General features: G+C 70.8%; 24 protein-coding genes and 1 riboswitch. Of the genes, 12 read left to right on the top strand and 12 right to left on the bottom strand.

What is annotated here, in order from left to right:
* The first annotated feature begins 87 nt into the window (after positions 1 to 87).
* From AC3DE3_RS13525 to AC3DE3_RS13515, 3 genes are read left to right on the top strand one after another with little or no spacing between them, the layout of a single operon-like run.
* On the top strand, positions 88 to 675 hold the full coding sequence (locus tag AC3DE3_RS13525) for a GNAT family N-acetyltransferase (protein ID WP_488370328.1): 588 nt from the start codon (positions 88 to 90) through the stop codon (positions 673 to 675).
* Complete coding sequence (locus tag AC3DE3_RS13520; RefSeq protein WP_488370327.1) at positions 672 to 2258, top strand: phytoene desaturase family protein; 1587 nt, start codon at positions 672 to 674, stop codon at positions 2256 to 2258. The genes AC3DE3_RS13525 and AC3DE3_RS13520 overlap by 4 nt, the downstream gene beginning before the upstream one ends.
* On the top strand, positions 2255 to 2983 hold the full coding sequence (locus tag AC3DE3_RS13515) for an LppM family (lipo)protein (RefSeq protein ID WP_488370326.1): 729 nt from the start codon (positions 2255 to 2257) through the stop codon (positions 2981 to 2983). The genes AC3DE3_RS13520 and AC3DE3_RS13515 overlap by 4 nt, the downstream gene beginning before the upstream one ends.
* 49 nt (positions 2984 to 3032) lie before the next feature.
* On the opposite strand, the gene metF is transcribed toward AC3DE3_RS13515, so the two are convergent.
* Complete coding sequence (gene metF / locus AC3DE3_RS13510) at positions 3033 to 4010, bottom strand: methylenetetrahydrofolate reductase [NAD(P)H] (RefSeq protein WP_260487107.1); 978 nt, start codon at positions 4008 to 4010, stop codon at positions 3033 to 3035.
* A 95-nt stretch (positions 4011 to 4105) separates the two neighbouring features.
* Between metF and AC3DE3_RS13505 the strand changes: the two genes are divergently transcribed.
* Positions 4106 to 5185: a polyprenyl synthetase family protein gene (locus AC3DE3_RS13505; protein WP_488370325.1), complete on the top strand. Its 1080-nt coding sequence runs from the start codon at positions 4106 to 4108 to the stop codon at positions 5183 to 5185.
* Positions 5186 to 5188: 3 nt separating this feature from the next.
* Positions 5189 to 6814: a polyprenol phosphomannose-dependent alpha 1,6 mannosyltransferase MptB gene (gene mptB, locus AC3DE3_RS13500; RefSeq protein WP_488370324.1), complete on the top strand. Its 1626-nt coding sequence runs from the start codon at positions 5189 to 5191 to the stop codon at positions 6812 to 6814.
* Here the strand turns inward: mptB and AC3DE3_RS13495 are convergent.
* Positions 6783 to 7151: an Rv2175c family DNA-binding protein gene (locus AC3DE3_RS13495; protein ID WP_488370323.1), complete on the bottom strand. Its 369-nt coding sequence runs from the start codon at positions 7149 to 7151 to the stop codon at positions 6783 to 6785. The genes mptB and AC3DE3_RS13495 overlap by 32 nt on opposite strands.
* A 134-nt stretch (positions 7152 to 7285) precedes the next feature.
* Here AC3DE3_RS13495 and pknB point away from each other — a divergent pair, with 134 nt between their 5' ends.
* Entirely contained in the window at positions 7286 to 9517 is a 2232-nt protein-coding gene (gene pknB, locus AC3DE3_RS13490; protein ID WP_488370322.1) for a Stk1 family PASTA domain-containing Ser/Thr kinase, read from the top strand.
* Between the two features lie 4 nt (positions 9518 to 9521).
* On the opposite strand, the gene AC3DE3_RS13485 is transcribed toward pknB, so the two are convergent.
* Genes AC3DE3_RS13485 through AC3DE3_RS13465 form a run of 5 tightly spaced genes read right to left on the bottom strand, consistent with a single transcriptional unit; the run spans position 9522 to position 13599 of the window.
* Positions 9522 to 10928, bottom strand: coding sequence for a class II 3-deoxy-7-phosphoheptulonate synthase (locus tag AC3DE3_RS13485; RefSeq protein ID WP_260487102.1), 1407 nt, complete (start codon positions 10926 to 10928; stop codon positions 9522 to 9524).
* A gap of 36 nt (positions 10929 to 10964) precedes the next feature.
* Positions 10965 to 11462, bottom strand: a complete 498-nt coding sequence (locus AC3DE3_RS13480; RefSeq protein ID WP_488370321.1) for a polyadenylate-specific 3'-exoribonuclease AS — start codon at positions 11460 to 11462, stop codon at positions 10965 to 10967.
* Positions 11463 to 11468: 6 nt separating this feature from the next.
* Complete coding sequence (locus AC3DE3_RS13475) at positions 11469 to 12209, bottom strand: lysophospholipid acyltransferase family protein (protein ID WP_260487100.1); 741 nt, start codon at positions 12207 to 12209, stop codon at positions 11469 to 11471.
* A gap of 44 nt (positions 12210 to 12253) precedes the next feature.
* Positions 12254 to 13141, bottom strand: coding sequence for a hypothetical protein (locus AC3DE3_RS13470; protein WP_260487099.1), 888 nt, complete (start codon positions 13139 to 13141; stop codon positions 12254 to 12256).
* On the bottom strand, positions 13138 to 13599 hold the full coding sequence (locus tag AC3DE3_RS13465; RefSeq protein WP_260487098.1) for an SRPBCC family protein: 462 nt from the start codon (positions 13597 to 13599) through the stop codon (positions 13138 to 13140). Before AC3DE3_RS13465 ends, AC3DE3_RS13470 begins: the two co-directional genes overlap by 4 nt.
* 139 nt (positions 13600 to 13738) lie before the next feature.
* On the opposite strand from AC3DE3_RS13465, the gene AC3DE3_RS13460 reads away from it, so the two are divergent.
* Positions 13739 to 15538, top strand: coding sequence for an AMP-dependent synthetase/ligase (locus tag AC3DE3_RS13460; RefSeq protein ID WP_488370320.1), 1800 nt, complete (start codon positions 13739 to 13741; stop codon positions 15536 to 15538).
* Between the two features lie 34 nt (positions 15539 to 15572).
* Here the strand turns inward: AC3DE3_RS13460 and AC3DE3_RS13455 are convergent, their stop codons facing one another.
* The 4 genes from AC3DE3_RS13455 to AC3DE3_RS13440 all read right to left on the bottom strand — a co-directional run bounded on the left by AC3DE3_RS13455 (position 15573) and on the right by AC3DE3_RS13440 (position 19210).
* On the bottom strand, positions 15573 to 16706 hold the full coding sequence (locus tag AC3DE3_RS13455) for a glycosyltransferase family 4 protein (protein WP_488370319.1): 1134 nt from the start codon (positions 16704 to 16706) through the stop codon (positions 15573 to 15575).
* A gap of 95 nt (positions 16707 to 16801) precedes the next feature.
* The gene (locus AC3DE3_RS13450) at positions 16802 to 17971 is read right to left on the bottom strand and encodes an NlpC/P60 family protein (protein WP_488370318.1); all 1170 of its coding nucleotides are present in this window, start codon (positions 17969 to 17971) and stop codon (positions 16802 to 16804) included.
* 173 nt (positions 17972 to 18144) lie between these two features.
* A complete protein-coding gene (locus AC3DE3_RS13445) occupies positions 18145 to 18750 on the bottom strand; it encodes a C40 family peptidase (protein ID WP_488370317.1) in 606 nt (201 codons plus the stop codon).
* 12 nt (positions 18751 to 18762) lie between these two features.
* A riboswitch (cyclic di-AMP (ydaO/yuaA leader) is annotated at positions 18763 to 18912 on the bottom strand.
* A 79-nt stretch (positions 18913 to 18991) separates the two neighbouring features.
* The gene (locus AC3DE3_RS13440; RefSeq protein WP_260487093.1) at positions 18992 to 19210 is read right to left on the bottom strand and encodes a hypothetical protein; all 219 of its coding nucleotides are present in this window, start codon (positions 19208 to 19210) and stop codon (positions 18992 to 18994) included.
* Positions 19211 to 19365: 155 nt separating this feature from the next.
* Here AC3DE3_RS13440 and AC3DE3_RS13435 point away from each other — a divergent pair, with 155 nt between their 5' ends.
* Positions 19366 to 20997, top strand: coding sequence for a DEDD exonuclease domain-containing protein (locus AC3DE3_RS13435; protein ID WP_488370316.1), 1632 nt, complete (start codon positions 19366 to 19368; stop codon positions 20995 to 20997).
* Here the strand turns inward: AC3DE3_RS13435 and trpD are convergent.
* Positions 20984 to 22042 (bottom strand): anthranilate phosphoribosyltransferase, encoded by a 1059-nt coding sequence (gene trpD, locus AC3DE3_RS13430; protein ID WP_488370315.1) that lies wholly within the window; start codon positions 22040 to 22042, stop codon positions 20984 to 20986. The two genes, AC3DE3_RS13435 and trpD, sit on opposite strands and share 14 nt — an antisense overlap.
* Positions 22043 to 22332: 290 nt before the next feature.
* On the opposite strand from trpD, the gene ctaE reads away from it, so the two are divergent.
* From ctaE to qcrB, 4 genes are read left to right on the top strand one after another with little or no spacing between them, the layout of a single operon-like run.
* Positions 22333 to 22944 carry an aa3-type cytochrome oxidase subunit III gene (gene ctaE / locus AC3DE3_RS13425; protein WP_120285797.1) on the top strand — a complete coding sequence of 204 codons (612 nt, stop codon included), beginning with the start codon at positions 22333 to 22335 and terminating at the stop codon, positions 22942 to 22944.
* 55 nt (positions 22945 to 22999) lie between these two features.
* Complete coding sequence (qcrC, locus tag AC3DE3_RS13420) at positions 23000 to 23884, top strand: cytochrome bc1 complex diheme cytochrome c subunit (RefSeq protein ID WP_260487090.1); 885 nt, start codon at positions 23000 to 23002, stop codon at positions 23882 to 23884.
* Positions 23881 to 25071 (top strand): cytochrome bc1 complex Rieske iron-sulfur subunit, encoded by a 1191-nt coding sequence (qcrA, locus tag AC3DE3_RS13415; protein ID WP_260487089.1) that lies wholly within the window; start codon positions 23881 to 23883, stop codon positions 25069 to 25071. The genes qcrC and qcrA overlap by 4 nt, the downstream gene beginning before the upstream one ends.
* A complete protein-coding gene (gene qcrB, locus AC3DE3_RS13410; protein ID WP_260487088.1) occupies positions 25068 to 26690 on the top strand; it encodes a cytochrome bc1 complex cytochrome b subunit in 1623 nt (540 codons plus the stop codon). Before qcrA ends, qcrB begins: the two co-directional genes overlap by 4 nt.
* Positions 26691 to 26723 lie beyond the last annotated feature (33 nt).

Raw genomic sequence — 26723 nt, 5'->3', positions numbered from 1 at the left:
CCGCACCTCCCCTTCTGCGCGCACGGTATCGCCGGGGTACGACACAACCGGACGTCCCGGATGCCCGCCCGTGATGAAATGGGGTGGATGGACACCGTGATCACCCGGCTCGACGCCGCCGACTTCCGAGACCGACTCCCCGAGGCTCTGGGTGTCTACGTCGACGCCATGGGCTACCCCCCGCAGGTGATCCGCTCCCGGGCCGCGGCCTGGATGGAGCACAGCTACCGGGATGGGTGGTCCGGGGTGGCCGCGTTCGAGGCGCCTCGCAGGCGCCTGCTCGGACAGTCGCGGGGTCGACTCGTCGCCATCTGCTACGGCTATCACGGCGCTCCCGGGCAGTGGTGGTACGACCAGGTCTCCCGGGGACTGCGGAACCGTGACCGTGAACTCCCGCCCGACTATGTGGAACTGACGGAGTTGCACGTGTCGCCCGCCCTCCAGGGACGCGGTATCGGCGCGACCCTCCTCCGCACCTTCCTGGCCGATCGACCGGAGGGCACGGTACTGCTGTCGACCCCGGAGGTCGAGGGCGAGGACAACGGCGCCTGGCGCCTGTACCGCTCGCTGGGGTTCACCGACGTCCTGCGGTCGTACCGGTTCCAGGGCGACGCCAGACCCTTCGCCGTCCTGTCCCGTCCCCTACCCCTCACCGATAAAGGAGAGCGCGCGTGAACCCTCGGCACGATGTGGTCGTGATCGGCTCCGGCCACAACGGGCTGGTCTGCGCCGCCTACCTCGCGCGTTCCGGGCTGGACGTGCACGTGGTCGAGAGGGACACGGTGATCGGCGGAGCGACGTCGACGGTCGAGCGGTACCCGGGGCACCGCACCGACCGGGGGTCCTCGGCACACCTGATGATCCGGCACACCGGCATCCCCGAGGAACTCGAACTGGAGACCCACGGGCTGCGCTACGTCGACTGCGACCCGTGGGGGTTCGCACCCGCCCCACCGGGATCGGACTCACCGCCGATCGTCTTCCATCGTGATCTCGACGCCACGTGCTCCAGCATCGCCGAGGCCTGCGGTGACGCCGATGCTCTCGCCTACCGCGGGTTCGTCCGCCGGTGGGATGTGCTGGCGGGACGGATGATGAAGGGGTTCGCGGTCCGTCCCACCGCCCCCGGCCTCGGTTCGGCGTTCCTCGGGGCTGACGACCTGCGAGATCCGTTCGGCGCCGTCCAGACCTTCCTGTCCTCCGGAGACGCGCTCCTGGACTCGATGTTCAGCTCCGAGCGGCTCAAGGCCGCACTCTCGTGGTTCGGAGCGCAGTCGGGACCGCCGATGTCCCACCCGGCCACCGCCCCCATGATCGGATTCGCCGCCCTGATGCACCGGACCCCGCCGGGGCGCGCGATCGGCGGGTCGGGCGCGCTCGCCGAGGCCCTGACATCCGCCGTCCGGGCACACGGGGGGTCGGTCACCGCCGGCGCCGGGGCCACGTCGATCCGCCGCTCCGGTTCGGGATGGCGCGTGGACACCGAGGGTGGGCGTTCCCTGTACTGCTCTGCCGTGGTCGCCGCCTGCCACGTCCACACCACCCTGGACCTCCTCGCAGGCGAACTCCCGGCCGCGACCCTGGACGGGTGGAAGCGGCGGATCCGACCCGGTTTCGGACTGGGGATGGCCGTCCGGCTCGGGACCACTGCACTGCCCACATACCCGGGAGTGCCCACGAGTACCAGCGCCCACGGCCTGCAGCTGCTCGTCACCGACAGACGGGACCTCGACCGCCGCTACGGGATCGCCGCGGCAGGGGGCCTCGACGCCGACCCCGCCGTCCTGGCGATGAGCTTCAGCTCGCTCGACCCCTCCCTCGCCCCGGAGGGGCGCCACGAACTGACCCTGTGGTCACAGTGGCACCCCCGCCATCTGGCCGACGGCCGGACGTGGTCCGACGAGGGCGATGCGGAGGCGGACCGGATCATCGAGGTCGCGGACCGCTTCGCCCCGGGGCTCGCCGCGTCGATCATCCACCGACACGTCCAGACCCCGGAGGACCTGGAGACGGAACTGGGGCTGATCGGCGGGAACGTCATGCACGTGGAGATGTCGCTGGACCAGATGTTGCCGATGCGTCCGCACCCCGATCTGCGCGGCCACGCGGTACCGGGTGCCGACGGCGTGTACCTGGCGGGGGCCTCGACCCACCCCGGAGGCGGGGTGATCGGGACCAGCGGCAGGACGGTGGCACGGCTCGTGACCCGCCGACTCGGCAGGTCGGCGCGTCGGCGACGGGGACCCCGGGCACAATGACGGCCGTGACCTCGCCCCACCCGTCAACGAACGCCCCCGTGAGCAGTGGCCGCTCCCGACTGCCCCGGCGGCTGGCGGGTCTCACGGCCCTGGCCGCCCTCCTGGTGCTCCTGACCGGGTGCCTCCAGCTCAACGCCCAGATGAGCGTCCGCAAGGACGACACGGTCTCCGGACGGATCCTGGTTGCCGGCGATCAGCCCGCGCAGGCGGCTGCGCTCGACCGGATCACCACCCCGTCCGGACTCGAACAGAAGGTCCGCATCACGCCCTACTCGGCAGACGGTTTCACCGGCCGCGAGATCTACTTCACGCAGCTGACGTTCGCTGAGGTCGACGCACTCACCCTGGCGATCGACATCGAAGGCGCACGGCCGTACACCCTGGGCTTCCGACGCAGCGGCGACACGGTGTCGTTCAGCGGATCGGTCGACCTGTCCGTGTTGCCCGCCGACCGGGCCGACTCGGCGAGCACCCGCGTCGACCTGACCTTCCCCAACCGCATCAGTGAGACGAACGGCACCATCGGGGCCGGGAACTCCGTCAGCTGGTCCCCCGCCCCGGGTTCCATCACCCGGATGCAGGCCTCGTCGTCATACCCGGACCCGGCAGCACGCGGCTTCGCCGTGTGGATGATCGTCGGCATCGGCGCCGCGCTGCTGGTGTCCATCGGGACGATCCTGGCCGCACGGACGGCCAGGGCCCGCGCCGACCGCCTGCTTCGCTGACCGACCGAACTGCGCGGTACCCACCCGGGCCGGGACCGCCCGGCACGGATCAGATCCGGCCGGCCGCCACCCCGGACGCGGGAACCATCGACAGGTTCGAGAGGACCTCGTGGGTGGCCTTGGAGAAGTTCAGCGTGTTGAAGTGCAGGCACGGCGCACCTTCGGCGATCAGCCGCTCGCACATGCGGGTGGTGAGTTCGATCCCCACCTCGCGGACCGCCGCCCGGTTCTCCTCGGGCCCGTCCCCCGCCGCGGTCTGGAGTCGCTCGGACAGGTCGTCGGGAAGCGCGCAGCCCGAGAGCTCGACCATCCGCGTGACCTGGCGCAGGCTCGTGACCGGCATGAGTCCGGGGATGATGGGTTTGGCGCCCTGCTCCTGATCGGCTCTGACGGCGCGGTCCCGCAGGCGCAGGTAGTGCTCCACGTCCCAGAACATCTGGGTGATCGAGTACTCCGCACCGGCCCGGAGTTTGTTGACGAGGATCTCGGAGTCGTGCTCGAGATCGCGCGCCCGGTAGTGCCCCTCCGGGAAGGACGCCACCCCCACGTGGAAGTCGCCCACCTCGTGGATCAACCGGACGAGTTCCTCGGCGTAGTGCAGGCCCTCGGGGTGTGCCGTCCACTCCCCCAGCGGGTCGCCGGGCGGGTCGCCGCGCAGGGCGAGGATGTTGGACACCCCCACCTCGCCGTACATGCGGATCATGTCGCTCAGTTCGGCGACCGTGTGGTCGACCGCCGTCAGGTGCGCGATGGGCAGCAGGTTCGTCTCTCGCACCAGCCGCTCGACGACCCGGACCGTGCGGTCCCGCGTGGATCCACCGGCCCCGTAGGTGACCGAGACGAACGCCGCACCGAGGTCGGAGAACACGGTGGCGGCGCGCCAGAGGCGGTCTTCGGCGGCCTCGTCACGAGGCGGGTAGAACTCGACGGAGAACGGAACCCTCGGGGTGGTCGACGTCGCGATCCGCTCCACGATGCTCGGGTGCCGGCCGCCGTCCGTCGGGGCGGAGTCGGGTAGCTGGGTCACCCGACCAGGGTAGCCCGACGCGCGTCCGGTCCGGCCGCCGCCCGACGACTAGGATCGTCGGCGACGAGGGCGGCCGGACCGGGCGCCCGGAAGGGATGGTGCCCGTGGTCACGGCGACTCGCCCGGACGACGGAGAACGCGTCCTCGACGCGCTCCGCCGACACATCGAGGGACGGCGTGTGGTCGTGGCGGGGGTCGACGAACGGGTCGATCGCCTGGCCGGCCTCCTCTCCGACTTCGTGCTCGACGGCGGCAAACGCATGCGGCCCCGGTTCGCCCTGGCCGGTTGGGCGGCGGCGAGCGAGACCGACGCGCCCGCCCCGGACGAGGTCGTGGCCGCCTGCGCCGCCCTCGAGTTGATCCAGGCGTGCGCCCTCGTCCACGACGACATCGTGGACGCCTCCGACACCCGACGCGGCCGACCCACCGTCCACCGCACGATCGAGGCCGCGCACCGTGACGAGAGGTGGGACGGTGAATCGGCACGGTACGGCGTCTCCCAGGCCATCCTCGTGGGTGACCTCGCACTGACGTGGGCTGATGAGATGTTCGTGTCCTCCGGCGTCGCACCCGAGGCCCTGGCCCGCGCGCTGGGCCCCTGGTACGCGATGAAGACCGAGGTCCTGTCCGGCCAGATGCTCGACATCCTCGCCGAGGCCTCCGGCGCCACCGACGAACTCACCCCGGCCCGCGTGAACCGCTACAAGACCGCCGCCTACACGGTCGAGCGGCCGCTGCACATCGGCGCCGAGCTGGCCGGTGCCGGGACGGACACCGTCTCCGCCCTGCGGGAGTTCGGGGTGGCCGTGGGGCAGGCGTTCCAACTGCGCGACGACATGCTGGGGGTGTTCGGCGACCCGGAGGTGACCGGCAAGCCCTCCGGGGACGACCTGCGCGAGGGCAAGCGCACCCTGCTTCTCGCCCGCGCGACCGCCCTCGCCCCCCGTCGGGACGCGGACTTCCTCCTCGGCGTGCTCGGGACGGAACTCGACGCGGCCACTCTCGACCGCGCCCGTGGCGTCCTCGTGGACTCCGGCGCCGTGGCCTCGGTGGAGGCCGAGATCGGCGAGTTGACCACCCGGGCCCTGGACGCCATCGCCTCCGACGCGGTCAGCGACCACGGGCGGGACACGCTGCGGGCACTCGCGGAGGCCGCGACCCGCCGGCGGGCCTGATCCGTGCCCGGAGCGACTGAACCCCGGCCGGAGGCGGTCACCTCGCCGTCGTCATCCTCGCCGTCGTCATCCTCGCCGTCGTCTTCATCGCCGTCGACATCTCCCGCGTCATCCCCGTCGTCGCCGGGACGGATCCGAGCGGCGAGCACCGTCACCGCGGCCTCGGCCCGGGCCGCCCTGACCGGCCCCTCCGGACCCGCTCTGTGGCGCGGCGTCCTCGGGTCGGTCCTGCTCACGCTCTCCGGCTTCGGGGCGGGCGCCCTGCCCGTGGACGGTGGTGTGGCGGTCGCGGTGGGCCTGCCCGGCTTCACATTCGGGCACGGCGAGATCCTCGCCCTCATCCTGTGCTGGGCCGGCGTCGCACTCCTGGTCACCTCGTGGCTCGCGCTCGGCCCCCGCGCGGTCTCGGGCCGGCTCCACACCCGCGACGCCGTCTGGGCGACCGCCCTGTGGTCGGCACCGATGCTGCCCGCGGTCCCCCTGTTCAGTCGCGATGCGTGGTCCTACCTGGCACAGGGCGCCATGAGCGCCGCAGGAGCCGACCCGTACCACCACGGCCCGGAGGTCAACCCCGGTCCGTTCACCGACGAGGTCAGCCCGGACTGGCAGTCCACCGCCACCCCCTACGGCCCGTTACACCTCCTGCTCATGCGTGTCATCGTGGCCCTGTCCGGCGGACACCCGGCGGTGGGGATCATCATCCTCAGGGTGGTGGTGCTCGTGGCGCTGGCCGCGCTCGTCGCCCTCGTCGTCGCCCTGTCCCGCCGCGCCGGGGTGGACGCGGCGGCGGCGGCGGTGTGGATGGCCGGCGCCTCGCCCCTGACCGTGATCCACCTCGCGGGCGGGCTGCACAACGAGATCTTCCCGCTGGTCGCGTGTGTCGGCGCCGTCGTTCTCACCCTGGACCGGCGCTACGCGTGGGCCGGCGCGGCGATCGGGATCGCCGTGGCGTTCAAGGCCACCGCAGTGATCGTCGCGCCGTTCCTGTTCTGGATCGCACTGGACCGACGACGGACCTCCCGCGGGGCGCGGCGCCCACTGACCGGGGCTGTCGTCGACACGGGCGTCGCGGCGGGCGCCGCCGTCGTCGCGTTCGTCCTGGCGACCCTCGTCGCGGGCACCGGCTTCGGCTGGGTGGACGCGATCTCCGTCTCCGACCGGGTCATCAACTACCTCAGCGCGCCCACCGCGGTGGCGCACGTCGTCCACGCCGCGTTCGACACCCCCGGTTTCGAGGACGTCCTGGCCGTCACGCGCCGCGTCGGACGGGTCGTCCTGGGCGCGACGCTGGTGCTGGTGTGGTGGCTCCACCGGCGCGATACCCGGTCGGCGCTGCGCGGCGTCATGGTGGCGCTGCTCGCCTTCGTCGTCCTCAACTCGCTGGCCTGGCCCTGGTACCACGTATGGGTCGCGGCGTTCTGGGTGGCCGCCCGACCCGGTCGGCGCGCGACCACGGTCGCCGTGGCGGTGACCGTCTTCCTCGTGATGGCGATCGGCCCCAACGGGTCGACCAGCCTCTACAGTCCCGGACTCGTCGCGGCGGCCGTCGCGGCGGCCCTCGCCGCAGTCGGGTGGTGGTGGCGGGCGACCGCCGGGATCAGAACGCCATCGCCTGGGCGCGACGCATGACCTCGCGCGCGCCGTGACCGTGCAGCGCGTCGGCCGGCCGGCCGGGTAGGGACTCGTCCTCCTCGAACAGCCAGCGCAGGATCTCCTCGTCCCGGTAGCCGCCGTCCCGCAGGACCGCGACCAGCCCGGGCAGGAAACGCACGACTTCGTCGTCGTCGTCGAGGAACAGTGCCGGCACCATCACGATGCCCGCGCGCCGGACGGCGAGCAGGGTCCCGTCGCGCAGCAGATCGTGCACGCGGGTCACGGGGATGCCCAGACGTTCGGACACCTCGGGCAGGTTGATGGTCTCGACGTCGGCGGGAAGGACGTCGTCGGCGTGCGGAACGGTACTCACCCCTCCCAGGTTAGTCCCACGGGTGCGCCCGGGTCCCACCGGCGCGCGACCGGCTCCCACCCACGGGACCGGCGCCGCGGGGTTGCGGACCCCGTCGGCTCGGGACATACCGCCGACGGGACGGGAGGGGCAGAATGGACGCCATGAGCACTTACGACGGGAAGCCCCCCGGACCAGGCACCCTGCTCGACGGTCGATACCGGCTCGACGCCGTGATCGCCCGCGGCGGGATGTCCACCGTCCACCTGGCCACCGACGAGCGGCTGGACCGCCACGTCGCCGTCAAGCTGCTCGATCCGACCCTCGCCGGTGACCGCGCGTTCGTCGACCGCTTCACCCTCGAGGCCAGGTCGGCGGCCCGCCTGTCCGATCCCGGGATCGTCCAGGTCTTCGACCAGGGCGTCGAGGGCGACACCGCGTTCCTGGTGATGGAGCTCGTGCCCGGCGGGACACTGCGGGAGCTACTCGACGAGCGCGGTCCGATGCCCCCGTACGCCGCGGCCGCCGTCCTGCGTCCGCTGCTCGGCGCCCTGCGCGAGGCACACCAGGCCGGGTTGGTACACCGCGACATCAAGCCGGAGAACGTGCTGATCTCCACCAACGGCGCGGTCAAGCTCGCGGACTTCGGCCTCGTCCGCGCCGTGGCCGAGTCCCGTGCCACCTCCAGCAGCGTGGTGATGGGGACGGCCGCCTACCTCTCCCCCGAGCAGATCTCCGGCGCCGACACCGACGCCCGGTCCGATCTCTACTCGCTGGGCGTGCTCGCCTACGAGATGCTCACCGGGGAGCCACCGTTCAGCGGCGACAACAACATCGCCGTGGCCTACCGTCGCCTCGACACCGACGTGCCCGCCCCGTCCGACCAGTCCGACACCGTGGCCGAGGACCTGGACCACCTCATCCTGCACGCCACCCGACGCAGCCGCGAGGACCGCTACGCCGACGCCGGGGAGATGCTCCGGGACCTCGACCAGGCCGCCAGGATCGGCCGGTTCCCCGACTACGTCGTCCCGGCACCGAGGCAGTCCTCGTGGTCCAGGGCGCGGGCGAACGCCGCGCGCGCGACCCCGGGCGGGGAGTCCGAGTTCGACGCCGCCGACCGTGAGAGCGGCGAGACGCTGCGACGGGGCGACGGGCCGACGCCGACCCGGGTCGAGACCAGAGCCGTCCCGGTGCCGACGGACGCGGGAGCGGCTGCGGGGGCCGGCGCCGCCCCCGCGCACTGGCACGGCGCGGGCTCGGGTCACTATCCGCCCGGTGACCTCGACACCGCCCCCGACCGGGACGTCATCCGTCCGCGTCCCCGGCGCGGGATGCTGTGGCTCATCGTGGTGCTCGCGGCCGCGATCGGCCTGGCAGTGGCCGGCTGGTGGCTGGGGTCCGGACGGTTCGTCGAGGTACCGGCGGTCCAGGGCATGTCCGTGGGGCAGGCGACAGAGGCGGTCAACGCCGTCGGACTCACCGCCGCCACCCGGGACGCCTTCAGCAACGACGTCCCCCCGTCCGCCCTGGTGGGTACCGACCCCGCGGCGGGTGAGAAGGTCCCCCGCGGGGACACGGTGGCGGTACTGGTGTCCGTCGGTCGTCCCGTGGTTCCCGAGGTGGGCGCCGACCGGTCGGTCGACGCCGTGTCGGCGGCACTGCGGGAGAACTCACTGGAACCGGTCCGCGGCGGGAGCGAACACTCGGACTCGGTGCCCGTCGGTCAGGTGGTCTCGGTGCAGCCGAGCGCGGGGACGACCGTCGACGTGGGCACGCGCGTCGCCATGGTCACGAGTTCCGGGCCCGCCCCCGTCGCGGTCCCCGAGGTGGTGGGGCTGGAGGAGGATCAGGCTCGCGCGGCCCTCGAGGGCGCGGGCCTGACGGTGTCACAGGTCAGGAGGGTCTACGACGACGAGGTGGACGGCGGCCTGGCCGTGGGCACCGACCCGGATCCCGGAACCGACGTGTCCCGCGGTGACGGCGTCACCCTGCTCGTCTCGAACGCGCTGACCGTGCCGGACGTCCGGGACGTCCCCCTCGACGAGGCGGCGGATGTCCTCGACGAGGCCGGGTTCACCATCGTCCGCGAGGCGCCCGTGACCGATCGACAGATCGCCGACGGGCGTGTGGTCCGCACCGACCCCCCGGCCGGCACCCGGGTCGACCCGGCGAACGCGGTCCTGCGGATCGTTCCCTCCGACGCGGTGACCGTCCCGGTGTTGTTGGGGGCGCGGGCCTCCGACGCGCGTCGGACGCTGCAGGACGCCGGCCTCAGGGCCACCATCGACTCTGGCACCGCCCGGGGCATCGTCTACGGGCAGAACCCGCTGCCCGGCCGCGTGGTGGCCCGGGGCAGCGAGGTCGAGATCGACGCGCTGGGCTGACGGCTCAGCCGCGCAGCATCTCCGCCACGAGGTACGCCAACTCCAGCGACTGCTGGGTGTTGAGCCGCGGGTCGCAGGCGGTCTCGTAGCGGCCCGCCAGGTCGAGGTCCGAGATGTCCTGGGCGCCACCGAGGCACTCCGTGACGTCCTCGCCGGTGAGCTCGATGTGGATGCCGCCCGGGTGCGAACCGAGCGAGTGGTGGACCTCGAAGAATCCCTGCACCTCGTCGATGATCCGGTCGAAGTGGCGGGTCTTGTAGCCGTTGGACGTCGAGTGGGTGTTGCCGTGCATGGGGTCGCACTGCCAGATGACCTTGTGGCCCGTCGCCTCGACCGCCTGGACGATCGGGGGCAGGGCCTCGCGGACCTTGTCGTTGCCCATGCGCGAGACGAGGGTCAGCCGACCCGGCCGGTTGTGGGGGTCGAGCTTCTTCACGTACTCGACCGCCAGCTCCGGAGTGGTGGTGGGGCCGATCTTCAGACCGATCGGGTTCTGGATCAGTGAGGCGAACGCGACGTGGGCGTCGTCGATGCCACGGGTGCGCTCCCCGATCCACAGGAAGTGCGCGGACAGGTCGTACAACCCCTGCTCGGCGTCACCGGTCAGTCCGGTGCCGTCATCGGCCAGCCGCAGCATGGCCCGCTCGTAGTCCAGCACCAGGGCCTCATGGGAGGAGAAGATGTCGGCCGAGCGCAGATTCGCGTCCGACACCCCGCAGGCGTCCATGAAGCGCAGTCCGCGATCCACCTCCGCGGCCAGGGCCTCGTAGCGGGCACCCGCGGGCGACCCGGCGACGAACTCCATGTTCCACTCGTGGACGCGATGCAGGTCGGCGGTACCGGACGCCGTCAGGGAGCGGACCAGGTTCATCGCCGCGGCCGCGTTGGCGTACGCGCGGACCAGTCGCGACGCATCGTGTCCGCGGGCGGCCTCGTCCGGCTCGAGGCCGTTGACCATGTCGCCGCGGTAGGACAGCAGCCCGGTGCCGTCCCGGTCCGCGGAGCGGGGCTTGGCGTACTGGCCGGCGATCCGACCGACCTTGACCACGGGCATCGACGCGCCGTAGGTCAGCACGACCGACATCTGCAACAGGGTGCGCAGGACGCCCTTGATGTGCGGCTCCGTGTTCGCTTCGAACGTCTCGGCGCAGTCGCCGCCCTGGAGAAGGAACGCGCGTCCGTGTGCGACGTCGGCGAGGCGGTCGGAGAGGTGCTCGACCTCGGAGGCCACGCAGATGGGCGGCACGCTCTCGAGCACCTTGCGCATCGCCGCGGCGTGCCCGGGATCCCACGACGGCTGCTGCAGGGCGGGCCGCGAGAGGGCGTCCGCCAGCTGGCGATCGAGGTCCGCGGAGAGCGGCGGCAGGTCGGGGAGTTGCGCGATGTCGACGTCGACTGTCCAGTTGCTCACCTCGGCGACGATACGCCACCCCCGGTCGACCGGGGCTCAGAGACCCAGGTGGGGCGCTTTCGCGGCGATGGCGCGGAAGCGCATCGCCGCGTGACGGGCGTCGGCGAGCGCGTCGTGTTCCCCGCCGGGGTGCCGGGGCAGTTCGGGTCTGCCCGCGGTCTCCCAGAGCTGACGGACATCCCGGGTGAACCGGGGCATGGCGGCCGGCAGCGCCGTCATGTCGCCCCACAGTTGGCACACGGCCACATGGTCGTAGGCGCCGATCCACGCCCACATCTCGACCCCGCCGGTGGGTGGGGCGGTGACGAAGTCGTAGAGCTCGTCCCGGATCCGTGTCCGCGACATCCACGCGGACGACGACGGGTTGGGCAGCTTGGGAAGGACGTTGCGCCGCACCCACGGCCCCGCCGCGGAGGCGTCGAACTCGGTGGAGACGGCGTAGAACTCACGGCCGTCCTCGGCGACGATCCCCACGGAGACCAGCTCGATGGTGGTGCCGTCCTCGATGAACTCGCAGTCGTAGAAGTAGCGCACCGGCGGTCAGCGCTGTCCCTCGACGGGGTGGTCGAGCAGGTTCCGCCCGGCCTTGCGCACCGCCTCGTAGCGCTTCTTCATCTCCGCGCCGTACGTGTGGTGGACGTACTCCTGACCGGTCAGCGCCTGGATCCGGCGCATGAGCTCGTCGGTGATCTCACGCTCCGCGTCCCGGTCCCCTTCGCGTCCGGCCCACGGCGACAGGTCGAGCGGCTCGCCGAGCATCACGCGGATCTCGGTGCGTCGTCCGGGGCGGAACCGGGAGATCCGGCGGACGTACTCCGAGGTCCCGGTCACGCCCACCGGGATGATGGGCACCCCGGCGCGGAGCGCGAGGCGGGCCGGTCCGGTCTTCCCGCGGTACAGGCGACCGTCCGGCGAGCGGGTCCCCTCCGGGTAGATGCACAGGATCTCCCCGGAGGAGAGGACCTCGAGTCCCGCGTCGAGGGCGGCCTGGGCGGCGTCCGCATTGGTGCGGTCGATCGGGTGCTGCCCCGAGCCCGCGAAGAACCACCGGCTGAGCATCCCGCGGATGCCCGTGCCGGTGAAGTAGTCACTCTTGGCCAGGAAGGTGACCCTCCGGGGCAGGAGCAACGGGGTGAACAACCAGTCCGCGACCGACTGGTGGTTCCCCACCAGCAGCGCACCGCCGCGCTCGGGGAAATGCTCGCGGCCGGTGACGACCCGACGGCTCGTCAGCCGCAGGAACGGGCCGATGAGCACGTATTTGAACAAGTAGTACAGCAACGGGTCACCGGTCCTCTTGTGATGGCTGTCGACGAATGCGGATACTACCCGGCACGGTCCGCGGATCCGGACGGTACGAGGTTCGGGGGCCACAGGTCCGGGTCGGGCAGGAAGCGGACCACCACCCGGCCCGTGTCGGGCTCGAACACCGAGTCGGTGAGCACACACCGGGACAGCAATGCCGGCATCGACATGACGGCCCGGAACCCGTCGAATTCCAGGCGGAGCCGGTCCCCCTCGACCGACACCGGCGCGGACGGCCGCATCGGGGCGGGGTACTCGACCCGGTATCCGCCCTGACCGTCGGGGGCCACCACCGGGGTGACGGCGCCGCGGGCCAGGGCCGCCATCTCGGCGGTCCCTCCCGCCGGGGCTCCCGCCACCCGGATCTCGATCGACCCGGCCAGGAAGTCGGCCACGTCACCGGCGAGCAATGCGAGGCGGTGTGCCTCGCGGACCCGCACGTCGGCGCGTCCTCCCGCCGCCATGGAGGCGAAGCGCACGTTGGCGGGCCACCGCGACTCCACGAAGGCGGCCAGTTCCCCGGCTGCTGCGATCCGACGTACCGCGGTCAGGTCACCGTCGAGCTCGACCACGACGACGTCCCAGTAGTCGGACACGGCGGCGCGCCGCGCGTACTCCCATCCGAGCACCGCGGCCAGCGGGGTGTCCCCGCCCGCGGCGAGCGCGGCGAGGACGTCGTCATCCGGGTCGGCGGCCCCCGACCGGTAGGCCTCGAGCCTGGCGGTCGGGTCGTCGACCCGCACCTCGACGGACCCGGCCTCCGAGACGTCGAGACGGGGATCGACGGCGTCGGGATGGCCGGTCAGTACCAGCGCCGTGAGTTCCCCGTCCGCGAGCTCATCGGCGGTGACGCGCGCGCGGTCCCCGGGGTCACCCCCGAGCACGACGACGACCCTGGTCCTGCTCACAGCGATTCCGCCCGGCGCTTGAGTTCACTCAACGCATCCCCGAGGATCCGCCGCTGGGCACGGCTGCGCAGGCTCCCGATCACCGGGACCGTGAGCTCGATCTCGAGCTCGTAGTCCACCCGTGTGCCGCCCTCGACGGGTTCGAGGCGGTAGCAACCCCGCTGGGCCTTCTGCAGCGCCGAGCTCTCCAGGCGCCACTCCAGTCCCCTGTCGTCCGCCGACCACGAGTAGACGAGGACGTACTCGTCGGTGATCGCGCCCGCCTCGAGCTGGAACCGCACCCGGTCCGGGCGACCGTCCTGACCGGACGACAGCACCTCGGCGGCCCGGATCGACGCGGACCATTCGGGGTACGCCGCGAAGTCGGAGATCACGGTCATGACGTCCTCAACCGGCGCGTCGACCACTGTGGAGTCTCTGGTCGGCCAGACCTCGGGGGCGCCATCGTGCTCGCTCATACCCCCAAGCTTCACACATCGGGCCCCGCGATGCGCCCCACCCTCCGTGCCCGGAGGGCAGGCGACGTGACCGACGGTCGACACCGGCGATAGTGTGTGGTCACCGACATACACTGAACGGCTTTACCGGGAGGACCCTTTGCGCGAATACGTCGCGGTACCCGCCAACTTCACCGTCCCTGATGACTGGTCCTGCGTTCAGTCGGCATACGACCGGGCAGAACGGACCCCGGAGAACGTGGCTTTCCAGAAGCCGGTCGACGGTCGGTGGACGGACGTCACCAACCTCGAGTTCGCCGAGGAGGTCCGCACGATCGCCCGCGGCCTGGTGGCGCGCGGTGTCGAGGCGGGCGACCGGGTCGCCCTGCTGAGCTCGACCCGGTACGAGTGGAACGTCATCGACTTCGCGATCTGGGCGGTCGGCGCGGTCACGGTCCCGGTGTACGACAGCTCGAGCGCCGACCAGATCCGCTGGATCATGGAGGATTCCGCGGCGCGGTTGATCATCGTCGAGAACGACACCCACGCGGCCACCGCCCGGGAGGGCGTGGAGGGCCTCGAGGTCGCCGACGTCCTGGTGATCGAGGGTGACACCCCGGCCCTGGAGGCCCTCGCGTCCGCGGGGTCGTCGGTCGACGCCTCGGTGCTCGGCGCCCGCCGCGCCTCGGTGCGTGCCGACTCGCCCGCGACGTTGATCTACACCTCGGGCACCACGGGACGTCCCAAGGGCGTCATGCTCAGCCACCGCAACTTCATGTCCGAGACGCTGGCCGTCCTCGAGACGCCATTCAGGGGGATCCTCCGCGACGACGCCACCTCGGTGATGTTCCTGCCCCTGGCCCACGTGCTGGCCCGCGCCATCACGTACGCCGGCTTCCACGCCGGTGTGACCATCGCGCACTCCGCCGACCTGACCAATCTGGTCGAGACGTTCGGCGAGATGAAGCCGCACTACATCCTGGCCGTGCCCCGCGTCTTCCAGAAGGTCTTCAACAAGGCCCAGGCCACGGCTCAGGACGGCGGCGCGGTCAAGGCGTGGATGTTCGACAAGGCCGCCGACACGGCCGTCGCGTACTCCAAGGCCAATCGGAGCGAGGGCCGTGTGGGCCCGCTCCTCAAGCTGCGCCACGCCATCTTCTCGAAGCTCGTCTACGCCAAGCTCGTCAACGCCCTCGGTGGGCGCTGTGAGGTCGCGATCTCCGGCGGAGCGGCCCTGGGTGAGCGTCTGACCCACTTCTTCGACGGCATCGGGGTCAACATCTTCGAGGGCTACGGCCTGACCGAGACCTGTGCCGCCATCACGGTCAACACCCCGGGTCGGATGCGGATCGGCAGCGTCGGTCAGCCGCTGCCCGGCTGCGCGGTCCGCATCGCACAGGACGGCGAGGTCGAGGTCAGCGGACCCGTCGTGGCCTCCGGCTACTGGCAGAACGAGAAGGCGACCTCCGAGTCCTTCACCGACGGGTGGTTCCGCACCGGCGACCTCGGTTCGCTGGACGAGGACGGCTACCTGTCGATCACCGGCCGGAAGAAGGAGATCATCGTCACGGCCGGCGGCAAGAACGTGGCACCCAACCAACTCGAGGACGCGCTGCGCGCGGACCCCCTCGTGGCCGAGGCGGTGTGCGTAGGCGACGGCAAGCCGTTCATCGCGGCGCTGCTGACCCTCGACCCGGAGGCGGTCGACCGGTGGAAGACCCACCACGACAAGTCCGGCTCGCTGTACGAGCTGTTGAAGGACGCCGACATGATCGAGCACCTCGACCAGGCCCTGGCGCGCGCCAACCGGAGCGTCTCGCACTCCGAGTCGATCAAGAAGTACCACGTGCTGCCGGACCAGTTCACCGAGGAGACCGGTGAGCTCACCGCCTCGCTGAAGGTCAAGCGCAACGTGGTGCACCAGAAGTACGCCCAGCAGATCGAGTCGCTCTACGCCTGATCCGACGGCGCCGCGGAACGCGTGCTCTCGCGGGTCACTCCCCCGAGAGCACGCGTTCCATGTCTTCCGCCAAGTCCTCCCAGCGCCAGTTCTCCAGGACCCAGGTCCGGCCGCGCACGCCCATGGCCGACGACCTGGGCCGGTCCTCGAGCAGCCCGGCGACCGCGTCGGCGACCTCGCCCTGCGAGGTCCCGTCCACCACGAGTCCGGTCCGACCATCGCGGACCGTCTCCGGCGCGCCCCCGCTCCGGCCGGCCACGACCGGCACCCCGCACGCGGACGCCTCCAGGTAGACGATTCCCAGTCCCTCGACGTCCAACCCGCCCCCGCGGGTTCTGCACGGCATGGCGAAGACGTCTGCCATCCGGTGGTGGTCGACGATCTCGTCAGCCGGGACGCGCCCGGTGAAGATGACCCGATCGGTCACGCCGAGGCGGCGCGCAAGTCCCTCCAGCGTGCGCCGGTAGGGTCCCCCGCCGACGACGACGAGGACCGCCCCGGGCACCCGCCTGGCGATCTCCGGCATCGCACGGATGAGCATGTCCTGTCCCTTCCTCGGCACGAGGCGCGACAGACACACGATCACCTCGCGGTCCGCGAGCCCGTAGCGATCGCGGATCGCCCTGCGCCGGGCCGGATCCGGTCGGAACTTCTCCGTGTCCACCCCGCCCGGTTGGTGCACCAGACGAGCACGGGGACCGAACGCGGCCGCGAACCGCCTGCGCGTGTAGTCGCTGACGTAGGTCACCGCGTCGGTGGACTCCCCGATCAATCGGAGCACCTGGCGCGAACCCGGGAGCATGGACCACCCCACCTCGTGACCGTGGGTGCTCGCGATGATGCGGTCCACCGACCCCTCTCGCAGTACCGGCGCCATCGCCGCGAGGGGGGCGGCCGCCCCGAACCAGATCGTGGTCGCGCCGAAGTCCGAGGCGAGCCTCCGTGCGCGCGACGCGAGGTCGGGCGTCGGGAGCAGCATCTCGGTGGGCACCCTCTCCACCAGGTAGGGCCTCGAGGCGTCGTACTCCTGCGACTCCACGCCACGGAACGTCGAGGCGAGGACCGCGACCTCGGTCGGGTCCAGGTGGCTCAGATACGTCTCCAGATACGACTGGATCCCGCCCGGGCGCGGCGGGTAGTCGTTGGTGATCAGCAGCGTCTTGGTCATCGGCTCCGAGCCTGCCACAGAGCCCCCGCCGGCATCGCCCCGACCGGCGCACCCGGCACCCCACGGCCGGAGGGTGGTCGACGGGCCCGCCGCGGTCAGTAGCGGCGGATTCCGTGGATCGGCATCGCGTCGGCCCTCTCGAGCCGGACCGGGACGCCGTAGGTCGGGGCGTGCAGGACCAGCCCGTCGCCGGCGTACATACCGACATGGGTGGCCCCGGGGAAGTAGATGACGAGGTCACCCGGCCGGATGTCGGCCATCGCCACCGGGGCGCCGGCGACCGCCTGCGCCTGACTCGACCGGGGAAGCGTCTTGCCCTCCCGGGCATACGCCCAGACCATGAGGCCCGAGCAGTCGAACTCGGACGGGCCCGTCGCCCCCCACGAGTACGGCGCGCCGAGCCGGGACAGCGCCACGCGCAGCGCGGCCGAATTGACGTCGTCCACGGGCGGGGCGACATACCCCTCCGGCATCACCGGTCCGCCGGCCCACCGGGCTCGTTGGGCGTCCGACAGCGCATCGACCCGTCGACGTACCTCGTCCATCCGTCCCCGCATCTCCTCGGAGCGCCGGGCGAGGTCGTCGGTCCGTTCCTGTGCATCGCGGGCCGCGTCACGGGCCACTGAAGCGGACCGGGTGGCGTCCTCCCTGAGCCGCACGGCTTCCCGCGACGCCGCCCTGGACACGTCGAGGGCGATGGTGGTGGCGCCGGACAGTCGACGGAGGGCGTCGACCCTGTGGACGAGGTCCCGGGGACTCTCGGCGAGTACCGCCGCCCGGGTTGCGCCGGTGTCCCCGCCCCGGTATCGCATGGTCGCGAGCTGGTCGACGGTGGACTGATCCCGTTGCGCGACTCCGTCCGCGAGGGCGGACCGGCTCGCCGCCACCCCGGCCGCACGTTCCAGGCGGTCGCGTTCGCGAGTGGCCCGGTCCAGTTCCTCACGTGCCAGGTGCAGCTCCTCCCCCAGGGCTCCGGCCTCCTCGGAGAGCCGTGCCAGCTCTGCGAGGTCCTCGTCCACCCCGTCGGACACCACGGAGGGCGACGACCCGGTGGTCAGAGGCTCCGAGGTGACGGGCGCCGAGGTCACAGGGGCGGTGGCGTCGGGCGGGGATGACGACGGCCCCGTAGGAATGGACTCGGCAGCCGGCTCGGTGGACGGTGACCTGACGGGGCCGGAGGTCTGTGCGCCGGCCACGGCGAGACCCAGCGTCAACGAGGTGGCCGTGGCCGCTGCGATCGCGACCGCGCGGAGGCTGCGGGTCATCTGGTGTCGTCGAACTTTCGGATCCGGGGTCACGCGGGGCGTGGGCGTCGCACCGACGCCTACGGTGGAATCGGGGACCTGAGAGCGCATGTTACAGACGCCAGACCCCGCCGGTGACCGGTTCGTGACCGGTTACCGACGGGGTCTGCGGGAGTTCGGTGTGTGCGACCGACTCAGTAGTAGCGGGTCGCGCCGTAGAACGGCATCGAGTCCAGCGGCGCGTAGCTCACCGAGGTGCCCGAGTAGGGAGCGTGGACGACCTGGCCGTTACCGGCGTAGATCCCCACGTGGCTGGCGCCACTGTAGAAGGCGACGATGTCACCCGGCTGCAGGTCGGCCTTGGAGATCTGGGTCCCGCCGCCGATCTGGGCCTGGCTGGTACGCGGGATGGAGATGCCCGCCTCCTTGTAGGCCCACGAGGTCAGACCGGAGCAGTCGAACGAGTTGGGGCCGGTCGCGCCCCAGACGTAGGGCGAGCCGACGCGGGTGGTGGCCGCGTCGAGGATGCGCTGGCCGGTCGAGACCACCGGGGCGGGCGCGGCGAACTCGACGGGGGCGGCCTGGGCCTGTGCCAGACCGGCCGGCAGCTCGATGCCCTCCGGGAGGTCGAAGCTGACCTGGTTCGGCACGCCGGGCAGCTGCAGCTCGACGGGCACGTCCACGGTCACGGGCGCGGCGGCGGCGGTTCCGGAACCGGCGACAGCGGCTCCGGCTGCGAGCAGGCCGGCGGCGGCGACACGGCGGCCGGTCGAGCTGGTCTTGATGCTGTGGGCTCCCACGAAGACTGTTCCTCTTTCTTCCTGCGGCACCGACCGGGTTAGCTGACGGGTTCGGACACGGAAGTCTGTCCTACACTCTCCGACCTGTAGGCCCTCGAGCGATTCACCCCAGTGGATCTTGGTTCCCCGGCGCGCCCTGCGGCGCTTAGGTGTGACCCCGGCTCCCCGCCGGCGGGCGGGCGATGACTTCCGAGGTCTCGAAAAGGTTACGAAACCATCTCGTCGAAGTCCAGTTCATCGCTCACGCGGCGGCTTCGGCCCCCACGATCCGGACCGTGGAGACCATCCCCACCTCACGCAGCACTTCGATCGCCTCACGCACCTCGGGGTCGAGAACATAGCCGCACGACTCCGCCGAAAGCCCGTTCACCTGCGGTTCCGCCGATTCGAGAACGGTGATGATGCACCCGTCACAGGCGCCGGGTCGAGCTGGGCAGCGCTCGCAGTCCATCGTGAACATGATCTACCTCACACTCCGTCCTGGGCGTGTTGCCCGTTCGTTATCGGGCCGCGATCCGGGCCCGTGCGGTCGTTCCGCGGCGAATACTAGGAACCGGGTACGACACGGACAGCCGCGCGAGGGTGATGTCGGACCGCAGGGCTACCGTCTCCGGCATGTCCCGATCCCCCTCCCTCGTCCCGTCCGGGGTGCAGGCCGCCTTCGACGAGCTCGAGCCACTGCTCTCCGACGTCACCTTCGTCGTGGTGGACCTGGAGACGACGGGTACCCGGCCCGGGAGCGACGAGATCACCGAGATCGGTGCGGTGCGCGTCCGCGGCGGTGAGGTGCAGGCGGAGCTGTCGACGTTCGTCTCGATCGACGGGACCCTGCCCGGCCACATCAGCAGACTCACCGGGATCGCCCCGGGGGATCTCGTCGGCGCGCCCGCTCTCGGCGAGGTGATGTCGACCTTCCTCGAGTTCTCCCGCGGTGCCGTCCTGGTGGCGCACAACGCCAGGTTCGACCTCGGATTCCTGCGGGCCGCAGCCATGACGACCGGACACCCGTGGCCTGATCCCCCGTCGCTGTGCACCCTGGCCCTCGCGAGGCGGGTGTTGGACCGCGGGGAGACGCGGGGCCACCGGCTGGGGGTTCTCGCCGCACACCTGGGGGCGACGGTCGAACCCAACCACCGCGCCCTGCAGGACGCCCGTGCCACGGTGGACGTACTCCACGCACTGATCTCGCGGGTGGGCGACTGCGGGGTCTCGACGCTCTCGGATCTGCGCGCCTACGACGGCCGCCTCTCCCCCGAGGTCAGGCGGCGGTCCGCCATGACCGAGTCACTGACCGACGGAGCGGGGGTCTATGTGTTCCGGGACGAATCCGGTGGCGCCTTGTACGTCGGCTCATCCGGAGCGGTCCGCAGACGGGCCCGTTCCTACTTCTCCGGCGGGGACTCACGTGGACGGATGCGGACCATGGTCGGACTGGCCGCCTCCGTCGACTCGGTCGCGTGCGCCCACCTCCTCGAGGCCTGGACCGTCGAGGAGCAGCTCATCGACTCCCTGCAACCACCGTTCAACACGCGGTCGCGCCGTCCTCGCCGCGGCTGGTGGCTCTCCCCGCCCACCGGCCGCGCCACCCGACCGAAGGTCGTCAGGTCACCGGACGATCCCGCTGCCGTCGGGCCTTTCCGACGAGCCGAGGACGCCCGGGCCGCATGGGAGGACCTCCTCACCGTGTTCGGCACGGTCCCGGGGCCCGATCGCTGGGCGGCGCTGGCGGCGGGACGGGACTCCGGTCCGCTCCGTGCCCTCGTCGACCGGGTTGAGGTCCTCGCCGCTGAGGGAGCGTTCGAACGCGCGGCCCGGCTCAGGGACAGGACCGCCACTCTCGTCCGCGTGCTCTCCCGGGGGCAGGAACTCGCCGCGACGGCCGCCCTGCCAGAACTCGTGCTCGTCCAGCCGGCGCCGCGTCGGACATGGGCCGTCGCGGTGGTGCGTCACGGTCGCCTCGCCGGGTCCGGGATCGTACCGACCGGTGCGGCGCCGATGCCGGTCATCCGGGGCCTGTGCGCCGCCGCGACCACCGTCCAGCCCGGACCGGGGCCGTTCGCCGGGGCCACCGCTGCCCAGATACGGAACGTCCACCGGTGGATAGACTCCGCCCGGACCCGCATCGTCTCGGTCGAGGGGTGCTGGGCGTTCCCTCTGGACGGGGCACACACCCTGACCGGCTGGGCGGATCGGGCGGAGAACGCCGCCGCCCAGCACCGCGGGACGGGACTCGTCAGCTCGCGCTGAAACCGGCCCATCTCTCGAGCAGTCGCGCCGCCTCGCCGTCGTCGATCGCCGCCGACGCCCGGACCACCGCAGCCCGCATGGCGGGCACGAGGTCGTCACCACGCCCGAGACCGTCGAAGGCCACCAACGCGGCCGCGGAGTTGAGCAGAACGGCATCGCGGACCGGGCCCTCCACGCCCGCCAGGAGATCGCGCGCGACCCCTGCGTTGTGGGTACCGTCGCCACCGCGCAGCTCCTCGATCGAGCAGGTGTCCATACCGAAGTCCGCGGGTTCGATCCGGTCCTCGTCCACCTGCCCGTCGGCCACCCGCAGCACCCGGGTGGGGCCTGTCATGGTGATCTCGTCGAGGCCGTCCGACCCCCGAACGACGAGCGCCGACTTCCCACGCAGTGCGAACACCTCGGCCATGACCGTCATCAGGCTCTCGAAGGCGCATCCGATGAGGTTCGCCGCGGGCGCGGCGGGGTTCGTCAGCGGACCGAGGATGTTGAAGACGGTGGGGATCCCGATCTCACGCCGCGGGGTCGCGGCGAAACGCAGCGCCGGATGGAACACGGGCGCGAAGCAGAAGGCCACGCCGACCTCGTCGAGGCACCGTCCGACCTCCTCGGGACCGAGGTCGATCGCCACACCGAGGGCCTCCAGCACATCGGCCCCGCCACTCTTCGACGACGCGGCCCGGTTGCCGTGCTTGACCACCGGCACGCCGCAGGCACTGACGACGAGGGAGGACATGGTCGAGATGTTGACGGTGCCCTGCCGATCACCTCCGGTACCCACGATGTCGACACAAGCGCGGTCGGTGGGCACCCGACGCGAATAGTCGAGCATCGTGGAGGCGAGTGCGTCGAGCTCGGGCCCGGTGACGCCCTTCATCTTCAACGCGACGCCGAACGCGGCGATCTGCGCATCGGTGGCCACACCCTCCATGATCCGGGACATCGCCCACCCGGCGTGGACCGGATCGAGATCCTCGCCCGCGGTGAGGGTGCCGAGGACCCCGGGCCACGACCGGCCCCCGTCGAACGCTGCCGAACTGCCCACGTGTCCCGACCTCCTCTGGTGTCATGGAAGCGAGCGCACCCCGGGGGCGCCGCCCGCACGCGATCAATCGTGCCACTGGTCCGCCCCGACCCGCGCGCGGACTCCCTTTACACACTGGTGGGGCACCGTAGGCGGGGCCGCCTGAGAGGGCCCTGATAGCCCCTGAAAGGGGCCCGATTCCGGCCCCTGTTCGTGCGGTTTTCAGAACGACCTGCGGAAATGCTGAGGGGACACGCCGATTTCGGGGGTCCGTGCAGACCTGTGCCTCCTGAGGGGTCATACTTGGCCACGTGACGAGCGCAGTAGATAACTCAGGATCGGCCATGGCCCAGCGTGTTCATTCGCTGAATCGGCCGAACATGGTCAGTGTGGGCACCATTGTCTGGCTGTCCCAGGAGCTGATGTTCTTCGCGGGGCTGTTCGCGATGTACTTCGTCTCCAAGGCGAACTCGGGAGGTGACTGGCCCTCCTACCCGGTGCACCTCAACGTGCCGTTCGCCCTGACGATCACCGTCATCCTCGTGGCGTCGTCGTTCACCTGCCAGATGGGCGTGTTCGCCGCCGAGCAGGGAGACGTCTTCGGCCTCCGCCGCTGGTACGTCATCTCCGCGGTGATGGGAACGGTCTTCCTCATCGGGCAGACGTACGAGTACGTGATGCTGGTCCTCGAGGGCACCACCATCTCCTCCAGCGTGTACGGATCCGTCTTCTTCATCACCACCGGCTTCCACGGCCTCCACGTCGCGGCGGGTGTCCTGGCCTTCGTCGTCCTCGTCATGCGGACGACGATGTCGCGGTTCACGCCGGCGCAGGCCACTGCCGCCATCGTGGTGTCGTACTACTGGCACTTCGTCGACGTGGTCTGGATCGGCCTCTTCGTCACCATCTACTTCATCCAGTAGCAGCTGGCCGCAGGACGCTGTGTCCAGCAGGTCCCAACACCAAAGGGAACTCACAATGAACTCACCTCACCCACCCGCTGCGGACACGCCGTCGCCGGACCCGGCGACGACCCCTGCGCGTCCGGCCTCCACCAAGCGGCGCCGCAAGGCGACCGGCGCGCTCGTCATCGCTGCCGGCCTCCTCGGCGCGGGAGCCATCGCCACGGCAGTCGTGCCCGAGCCGCAGGTGGCTACGGCCCAGCAGGACCAGGCGGCGCTGATCGCCGAGGGCAAGTCGATCTACGACGTCGCGTGCATCACCTGCCACGGGCAGAACCTGCAGGGTGTCGAGGACCGCGGGCCCTCGCTCGTGGGCGTCGGCGCGGGGTCGACCTACTTCCAGGTCCACTCCGGTCGCATGCCGGCCGCGGACAACGAGGCCCAGGCGGAGCGCAAGAAGCCCCGCTACAGCGAGCACCAGATCATGGCACTCGCCGCGTACGTCGACGTGCACGGTGGCGGGCCCGGCATCATCACCAACGCGGACGGCACGATCGCCCAGGAGTCGCTGCGCGGCGCCTCCGGCGAGAACCGCGCGGAGGAGATCGCGCGCGGCTCGGAGCTCTTCCGGCTCAACTGCGCGTCCTGCCACAACTTCACCGGCCGCGGTGGCGCGCTCTCCGGGGGCAAGTTCGCCCCGGTTCTCGACCCTGCCAACGAGCAGGAGATCTACCAGGCGATGCTCACCGGCCCGCAGAACATGCCCAAGTTCTCGGACCGTCAGCTCACGCCTGACGAGAAGAAGGACATCATCGCCTTCATCAAGGACACAGACAGCAAGGTCTCGCCCGGAGGCTACGGCCTCGGTGGCCTCGGTCCCGTGACCGAAGGCGTGGCCATGTGGCTTGTCGGCATCGTCGCCCTCATCGGTGCGACCCTGTGGATCGGATCCCGTTCATGAGTGAGACCCCGAAGAACCCGTCCCCGGCGGACCTGGACCGGATGAGCGATGCCGAGCTGGTGCGACTGGGCACCGAACTCGACGAGGTCGACGTCCGGCACCGCGAGAACCGCTGGCCCGAGGGCGTCACCACGCGCTCGGAGAAGCGGGCGGCCCTGACCGTCACGATCTGGTTCGCACTGTCGGCCCTGTTCGGCCTCGCATTCGCCGTCGTCTACATCTTCTGGCCGTGGGAGTACCGCGGCGAGGGTGAGGACGGCTTCTGGCTGTACATGGCCTACACGCCGCTCCTCGGACTCACGATCGGCCTGTCGATCCTGTTCCTCGGCTTCGGCGCGGTCCAGTTCACAAAGAAGTTCGTCCCCGAGGAGATCGCGGTCCAGACCCGCCACGACGGCGCCTCGGACGACCTCGACCGGCGCACGTTCGTCGCCGAGCTCAACGACTCGTGGAAGACCTCCACCCTCGGCCGACGCAAGGTCATGGGCGGCTTCCTGGGTGCGGGCGTGGGACTCATCGGACTCTCGGCGATCCTGCCGCTCGGCGGCATGATCAAGAACCCGTGGAAGCGCGGCGAGATGACGGTCGCCGGCGACGGCACCCTGCACACCACCGGGTGGACCCTGGCGTCCGACAACCGTCCCGACGGGCTCCCGCCGGAGAAGGTGTACCTCGGCCGCGACACCGGCAAGGTCTACCCCGACGGGCACCCGCCCGCCGGTGAGGGCCGCCTCGAGCGCATCCGTGTGGACGATCTCGCCGCCGGTGGTCTCGAGTCCGTCTTCCCGCTCCCCGCGACCGCCCTGGGCAACTTCGAGGAGCACATGCACTCGATCCACGGCTCGCGCAACTCGGTCATGCTCATCCGCTTCCGTCCCGAGGACGCGGCACGGGTGACCAAGCGCAAGGGCCAGGAGAACTTCAACTACGGCGACCTGTACGCCTACTCGAAGATCTGCACCCACCTCGGGTGTCCCACGTCGCTGTACGAGCAGCAGACCCATCGATTCCTCTGCCCGTGCCACCAGTCGCAGTTCGATGCGCTCGAGTACGCGAAGCCGATCTTCGGCCCCGCCGCCCGCGCGCTGCCGCAGCTGCCCATCGCCGTCGACAGCGAGGGTTACCTCGTCGCCAACGGTGACTTCATCGAGCCGGTCGGACCTGCCTACTGGGAGCGTCGTTCATGAGCAACAACACGAGACTCGCGGCACTGGGCGACGGCCTGGACTCGCGGTACACCATGTCCAAGGGCCTGCGCCGGCAGATCAACAAGGTCTTCCCGACGCACTGGTCGTTCCTCCTGGGTGAGATCGCCCTGTACAGCTTCATCATCCTGTTGATCTCGGGTGTCTACCTCACCCTGTTCTTCGATCCCTCCATGTCGAAGGTGATCTACCAGGGTGCGTACGCCCCGCTCAACGGCATCGAGATCTCCCGTGCCTACGAGACGGCGTTGAACATCTCGTTCGAGGTCCGCGGCGGTCTCTTCGTGCGCCAGATCCACCACTGGGCGGCACTGCTGTTCGTCGCCTCGATGGTCGTGCACATGATCCGCATCTTCTTCACCGGCGCGTTCCGTCGTCCGCGTGAGGCCAACTGGGTCATCGGCTGCGTGCTGCTCCTCCTGGGCATCGTCGAGGGCTTCCTCGGTTACGGCCTGCCGGACGACGTCCTCTCGGGCACCGGCCTCCGGATCACCTCGAGCATCATCGTCGGCCTGCCCGTCATCGGCACCTGGATGCACTGGATGATCTTCGGCGGGGACTTCCCCGGCGAGCTGATGATCCCCCGCTTCTACGTGCTGCACGTGCTGATCATCCCCGCGATCATCCTCGCGCTGATCGCCGCTCACCTGGCGCTGGTCTGGTACCAGAAGCACACGCAGTTCCCCGGGCCCGGCCGCACGGAGAACAACGTCGTCGGCGTCCGGATCCTGCCGGTCTTCGCCGTCAAGTCGATCGCCTTCGGTGCCATCACCATCGGCATGCTCATGCTCTTCTCCGGCCTGTTCACCATCAACGCGATATGGAACCTCGGGCCCTACAACCCGTCACACATCTCGGCGGGCTCGCAGCCTGACTGGTACATGCTGTGGACGGAGGGCGGCGCCCGTGTGATGCCGGCCTGGGAGCTCTACCTCGGCCCGTACACCGTGACCGCGACCACCTGGGTGGCGGTCATGCTCGGAGCAATGGTGGCGCTGATGTTCGCGTACCCGGCGATCGAGTCGAAGCTCACCGGCGACAAGGGTCATCACAACCTGCTGCAGCGTCCGCGCGACGTGCCGGTCCGCACCGCTGCCGGAATGATGGCGATCACGTTCTACGTGATCCTCGTGCTGATGGGCGCCAACGACCTCATCGCGTATCACTTCTCCATCTCGCTCAACGCGACGACGTGGGCTGGCCGCATCGGTCTGATCATCCTGCCGCCGCTGGTGTACTTCTTCACCTACCGCCTGTGCCTGGGTCTCCAGCGCGCGGACCGCGAGGTGCTGGAGCACGGTATCGAGACCGGCATCATCATGCGGATGCCGCAGGGCGAGTTCATCGAGGTCCACCAGCCGCTCGGCGCGATGGACGAGCACGGCCACGCCGTACCGCTCGCCTACGCCGGCTCCAAGGTGCCGACCAAGATGAACCAGCTCGGCGTGGCCGGCCGTCCCCCGCGGGGTGCGCTCAAGGCCGACCCGATCGAGGAGGCCCGCCTGCTCGAGGACGCCGAGCACGACAAGCACCACCGCGAGCACTCCATGCTCACCACGCTGCAGGAGGAGAACCGGGGCCGTCGCCACGACGATCACTGATTCACCGGCAGCACCCGACCGCCGTGACCTGCG

The sequence above is a fragment of the Dietzia sp. IBK-p2-16D genome, assembly GCF_057773085.1.
The sequence above is the reverse complement of the archived record's forward strand: the minus strand, read 5'-3'. Positions and strand labels throughout refer to the sequence as shown.

Bases quoted from the DNA above. Each gene is read 5' to 3' on its own strand.
- AC3DE3_RS13525 (WP_488370328.1), top strand. From the start codon at position 88: ATGGACACCGTGATCACCCGGCTCGACGCCGCCGACTTCCGAGACCGA.
- AC3DE3_RS13515 (WP_488370326.1), top strand. From the start codon at position 2,255: ATGACGGCCGTGACCTCGCCCCACCCGTCAACGAACGCCCCCGTGAGC.
- AC3DE3_RS13505 (WP_488370325.1), top strand. From the start codon at position 4,106: ATGGTGCCCGTGGTCACGGCGACTCGCCCGGACGACGGAGAACGCGTC.
- pknB (WP_488370322.1), top strand. From the start codon at position 7,286: ATGGACGCCATGAGCACTTACGACGGGAAGCCCCCCGGACCAGGCACC.
- AC3DE3_RS13465 (WP_260487098.1), bottom strand. From the start codon at position 13,599: ATGAGCGAGCACGATGGCGCCCCCGAGGTCTGGCCGACCAGAGACTCC.
- AC3DE3_RS13455 (WP_488370319.1), bottom strand. From the start codon at position 16,706: ATGACCAAGACGCTGCTGATCACCAACGACTACCCGCCGCGCCCGGGC.
- AC3DE3_RS13450 (WP_488370318.1), bottom strand. From the start codon at position 17,971: ATGACCCGCAGCCTCCGCGCGGTCGCGATCGCAGCGGCCACGGCCACC.
- AC3DE3_RS13440 (WP_260487093.1), bottom strand. From the start codon at position 19,210: ATGTTCACGATGGACTGCGAGCGCTGCCCAGCTCGACCCGGCGCCTGT.
- AC3DE3_RS13435 (WP_488370316.1), top strand. From the start codon at position 19,366: ATGTCCCGATCCCCCTCCCTCGTCCCGTCCGGGGTGCAGGCCGCCTTC.
- qcrC (WP_260487090.1), top strand. From the start codon at position 23,000: ATGAACTCACCTCACCCACCCGCTGCGGACACGCCGTCGCCGGACCCG.
- qcrA (WP_260487089.1), top strand. From the start codon at position 23,881: ATGAGTGAGACCCCGAAGAACCCGTCCCCGGCGGACCTGGACCGGATG.
- qcrB (WP_260487088.1), top strand. From the start codon at position 25,068: ATGAGCAACAACACGAGACTCGCGGCACTGGGCGACGGCCTGGACTCG.